The organism is Psychrobacter sp. AOP5-GZ1-6 (assembly GCF_052376345.1).
Taxonomy (GTDB): Bacteria; Pseudomonadota; Gammaproteobacteria; order Pseudomonadales; family Moraxellaceae; genus Psychrobacter.
Genome location: NZ_JBQSVP010000187.1, coordinates 1 through 4,593 on the forward strand (window position 1 = coordinate 1; position 4,593 = coordinate 4,593).

Annotated in this window: 5 protein-coding genes; 3 read left to right on the forward strand and 2 right to left on the reverse strand. The window is 40.1% G+C overall.

The features are described from left to right. Positions 1–93: 93 nt before the first annotated feature. Positions 94–1,410 (reverse strand): anhydro-N-acetylmuramic acid kinase, encoded by a 1,317-nt coding sequence (locus ACT3RN_RS14600; protein ID WP_192520161.1) that lies wholly within the window; start codon positions 1,408–1,410, stop codon positions 94–96. A 119-nt stretch (positions 1,411–1,529) separates the two neighbouring features. On the opposite strand from ACT3RN_RS14600, the gene tyrS reads away from it, so the two are divergent. From tyrS to ACT3RN_RS14615, 3 genes are all read left to right on the forward strand, one after another. Further along, the gene (gene tyrS / locus ACT3RN_RS14605; RefSeq protein WP_192520162.1) at positions 1,530–2,741 is read left to right on the forward strand and encodes a tyrosine--tRNA ligase; all 1,212 of its coding nucleotides are present in this window, start codon (positions 1,530–1,532) and stop codon (positions 2,739–2,741) included. A 93-nt stretch (positions 2,742–2,834) separates the two neighbouring features. Then, positions 2,835–3,965 carry an ImmA/IrrE family metallo-endopeptidase gene (locus ACT3RN_RS14610; protein WP_192520163.1) on the forward strand — a complete coding sequence of 377 codons (1,131 nt, stop codon included), beginning with the start codon at positions 2,835–2,837 and terminating at the stop codon, positions 3,963–3,965. A 17-nt stretch (positions 3,966–3,982) separates the two neighbouring features. After that, positions 3,983–4,399, forward strand: coding sequence for a DUF4411 family protein (locus tag ACT3RN_RS14615; RefSeq protein WP_192992669.1), 417 nt, complete (start codon positions 3,983–3,985; stop codon positions 4,397–4,399). Here the strand turns inward: ACT3RN_RS14615 and ACT3RN_RS14620 are convergent. Further along, positions 4,377–4,593 (reverse strand): transposase (locus tag ACT3RN_RS14620; protein ID WP_444518755.1); only part of this gene is annotated, 217 nt, incomplete at its 5' end. The two genes, ACT3RN_RS14615 and ACT3RN_RS14620, sit on opposite strands and share 23 nt — an antisense overlap.

The window sequence follows — 4,593 nt, forward strand, 5'->3', positions numbered from 1 at the left end:
AAATTTTCAATAAATTACGATAAGTAAAGTCGTTGTATCAATAGCAATGCCAGCTAAAATTAAACTTTAGCCAGCATTAGAATAAACAGCTCACTAAGCAAAACAGACTTGCCCCAGTACCACATTTTTACTTGCGCCAGTAACCGCAGGCAGGTTACCCGTTTCTCCCATTAAAGTTTGCTGAGCTAGCCATGCAAAAGCAACGGCTTCTACCCATGTAGGATCTAGGCCTAACTCGGCAGTCGTCGTCACCTTACATTGTGGTAAGTGAGCTTGCAACCGCGTCAACAAATAGGCATTGAGCGCGCCGCCACCGCAAATATATACAGCACTATCACGTTGTTCTACAAAAGGTTTGATTTGCATACTAGCAGTAATGGCGGTCAATTCAGTGAGCGTTGCTTGTATATCGGTGGCTGAGCAGCTTGTGCCAGTATCTTTTGACTCAAATGTACTCAGCTCATCTTGTAGCCATGCCAAATTAAAATCTTCACGCCCCGTACTTTTGGGATAAGGTTTTATAAAAAATGGATGTTCCAACAGTTGGTTAAGTAATGGCTCAATCACTTGTCCCGACTGCGCCCATGCACCATCTGCATCATAATCTTTACCAGTATGTAGTAATGACCATGCATCCAATAATAAATTGGCTGGCCCAGTATCGTAGCCAATAACTTGATCTTTTCCATTGGCAGGCAAAACGGTAATATTGGCAATACCGCCCAAGTTCAATAACACGCGTGTACTGTCATGCGTGACAAACAGTGCTTGATGAAATGCTGGTACCAATGGCGCACCTTGACCACCAACGGCCATATCACGACGACGAAAATCACTAACCACACTGATACCTGTACGCTCAGCGATGATATTGGCATCGACTAATTGCAATGTGAATCCCATCTGCGGACGATGGCGCACGGTCTGACCATGACAGCCAATGGCCAGTACGGCATCGGCATCTATATTTGATTGTTTTAGTAGCGTATTGACCACATCACTGGCAAACTCAGCATACTGTTTGCTTGCCCAACCAAACCAGTCCAGCTCGCTATTGGGCTCATCGTCAGTTGGCGTTAACTGACTCACACCTTTGGGCTGGCACAAAGCCAACAGAACCTCACGTAGGCGCTGCGGAAAATCCTGACTGTAGCTCGCTACCAGTTGCATGGGTGTCGTTGTATCATCATAAAAGCGGCATAGTACAGCATCCATGCCGTCCAAGCTGGTTCCTGACATCATACCAATATACAGACCATCGTCAAAACTTTCAAAAAGGGTCTGCTCAAGCGTATCGGACAGTGATAAAAAGTCTGATTCTATATCGGACCCCAACTCAGTCTGTCTGTCAGCGACAGCACTAAAATCAGAAGTATCTTTTCTCTCATCTGCAGGCAGCAGCTTAGTCATGGCAATTTACCTTAAAAAACGCTAATATATCTGCCAAATTCTAACATCTTTTGACAGCGACGAGATTCTAAATCATTCAAACGCTGTAACCCTTTAATAAAGACAATATAGAGACTCTCATGACTGAGCATACATACACCCTAGAAGAACAACTTGCCTTAATTCAACGCGGTACACAGGAAATCCTATCTGAAGAGGATTTGGTTAAGAAGTTGAAACTGAACCGCCCATTGCGCATCAAGGCAGGCTTTGACCCTACGGCACCTGATTTGCACTTAGGTCATACTGTGTTGATCAATAAGCTTAAGCATTTTCAAGACTTGGGTCATGAGATTTATTTCTTAATCGGTGATTATACGGCCAAAATTGGCGACCCTTCTGGCAAAAACAGCACACGTCCGCCATTGACCGATGAGCAAATCAAAGTTAATGCGCAGACTTATGCTGAACAGGTTTTTAAAATTTTGGATAAAGAAAAAACCAAGATTGTCTTTAACTCCGAATGGTTCAAGGATATGTCAGCGGGTGACATGATTCAGCTTTCTAGCCAATTGACCGTCTCACGTATGCTTGAGCGCGATGATTTCTCTAAACGCTATGCAGCACAAACGCCGATTGCCATACATGAGTTTTTGTATCCGCTGGTGCAAGGTTATGATTCTATCGCCCTAAAAGCGGATGTTGAGCTGGGTGGTACTGATCAAACCTTCAATATTTTGATGGGTCGCACGCTACAAGGCCGCTACGGTCAAGAGCCGCAAGTATGCATCACGGTACCAATCTTAGAAGGGTTGGATGGTGTCAACAAGATGTCTAAATCATTGGGCAACTATGTTGGTATTTATGATGCACCAGGTACTATGTACCAAAAACTGTTATCAATGCCGGATACTTTGATTCGCCGTTACTTTGAGTTTTTAAGCTTTAAGCCAATGGAAGAAATTGAAGGCTTAATGAATGAAATGGAAGGCGGTCGCAATCCACAAGAAATCAAACGTATCTTAGCCGAAGAGTTAATCGAGCGCTTCCATGACGCTGATGCCGCTGCCAATGCCCACAAATCTGCCGGTAACGTCTTAGCAGATGGCGAGCTACCAGTTGACTTGCCAGAAATTACCTTAGATTTAGAAGGACAGGATGCGTTATTTATCACGCAAATTCTAAACCAAGCGGGACTGACCAAAAACAACTCAGCAGCCAAAGACATGGTAAAACGTGGCGCAGTCAAAGTAGATGGCGAAGTCGTTGATGGTGGCTTTAGCTTAACCTCAGGTCAGACGGTCGTGATTCAGGCTGGCAAAAAGGCTTATGCAAAAGTGACGGTGGGTTAAATTAAAATAACACATTTACAAACTTGAGCTATAAATAAAGATATAATATTAATTATATTTTTACTTTTATTTGATTAGGAACTATAGACATATATGGCAAGTCGTCAGCTAGTGACACATTCTCCTAAAGCTTTAACTCATTATCGAAAACAGATGTCGCTATCTGTAGATTTGCTTGCCAAAAAATCGAATACTAATTTGAAGAAAGTTCTCATAGGTGAAACAGAATCCGAAGTTTTCACTGTGAAACAATTAGAGAGTATTGCCAAAATACTGATTGTACCTACCCATTATCTCACAATGGATAAGCTCTATAGTAAAAATATTCCAAAGTATATTGATCATAGAAACTACTCAGATAAAAACTCAGATGATGAGGATTTATATGAGCTAAATAAGCTAATCAGTGAAGTTTATAAAGATAGAGAGAATCTATTACATGTATACGATGCTATCGAAGAAAATCTTGGAGACTTCCAGTTAAGCTTATTAGGGAATGATGCACAGGAAGATGCTCAACGTATTCGAGATTTCCTAGATGTGGATAACGCTCGTCTGACTGTTGAGGGGAGCGACTACTATAAATCATGGCGCTTATTATTAGAGAAAAAAGATATTTTAGTTCTAGAGAAATCTAGACTTAGTATCGGTTCAGAAGGTTTATCTCTTTACTATGACGTATTACCTATTATAGTTATTATTACATCTGGTCAGACTCCATCGAGAAAGCTCTTTACTTTAATTCATGAACTAGTACATTTAGGTCTAAGACAAAGTGCTTTAGATGGTCATATCTTAGAAGCTGATAATAGTACTGAAAGTTATTGTAATGAAGTAGCAGGCCATGTATTAGTTCCTACTTCAGTTATAAATAAAATTTACGATGAAAAAAAGCAATTAACTGAGAATATTGCGTACATTCGAAAAGCTATTAAAGTCAGTTATGATGCTATCGCTATACAGTTAAAGCAAATAGGAAAAATCTCACAGAACGAATTAAATACATATTTTGCTAATAAGCAGAAAGAAATGGATGAAAAGGATAGTGGTTTTAGAGTCAGTTATAAAAAACACACTACCTATAATCATTTTGGTAAGATTTATATTCAGCAAGTGTTTTCAGCCGTTTGGGAGGATGCACTGAGTTTAGGTAGTGCTATGAGAATTCTAGGTATTGAAAAAATGAGTGATCTAGACCATCTAGAGAAGAAGGCTTTTACATAATGACATTAATGTGTTGTGTGGATACTAATGCGTTACTAGATATATGCTATCGTTATTACCCTAATGATTCTTTTACAAGTTTATGGGATGGACTAGAATCTGCTGTTATGGCAGGGCAAATACGTTTTATTCAATCCGAGCATATTAATAAGGAAGTTGAAGGGAAGCTTACTCAGTTCGGTTATCCTAGAAACAATTACGATGATTTCATAAGACGTCTTAAAGTAGATGTAATAAGAAACAGTGATTATGCTCAAGATCTAATTAGCTTAAAAGGAGATTTGGCTAGCAATGTGCCTTTCATCACTAAAAAGCGAGAAACGTTCCTAGATAATTTAGATGAAGACTTATCAAACATCTCAGTAGCATCCATCAAGAATGCGAAAGTTATTACTAGGGTGTGTATAGAATTCAAATCAGGGGCAACCAGATAAAGACACAAGCGAGCATTACCGCCGCTGCATAGCTATCTTTGAGCTTATCATATCGCGTGGCAATGCCCCTAAAATGTTTCAACCTAGCAAAAGCGTTTTCTACCAAGTGACGGCAACGATACAAATACCAGTCTAGTGTGTCATTGTTGCTGTTTTTAGAGTTCGACTTAACGGGTATGACTGACTCAGTACAG

What these genes read in the sequence shown, in the direction of transcription:
- ACT3RN_RS14600 (WP_192520161.1), bottom strand. Translation starts at nt 1,410, where the DNA reads ATGACTAAGCTGCTGCCTGCAGATGAGAGAAAAGATACTTCTGATTTT.
- tyrS (WP_192520162.1), top strand. Translation starts at nt 1,530, where the DNA reads ATGACTGAGCATACATACACCCTAGAAGAACAACTTGCCTTAATTCAA.
- ACT3RN_RS14610 (WP_192520163.1), top strand. Translation starts at nt 2,835, where the DNA reads ATGGCAAGTCGTCAGCTAGTGACACATTCTCCTAAAGCTTTAACTCAT.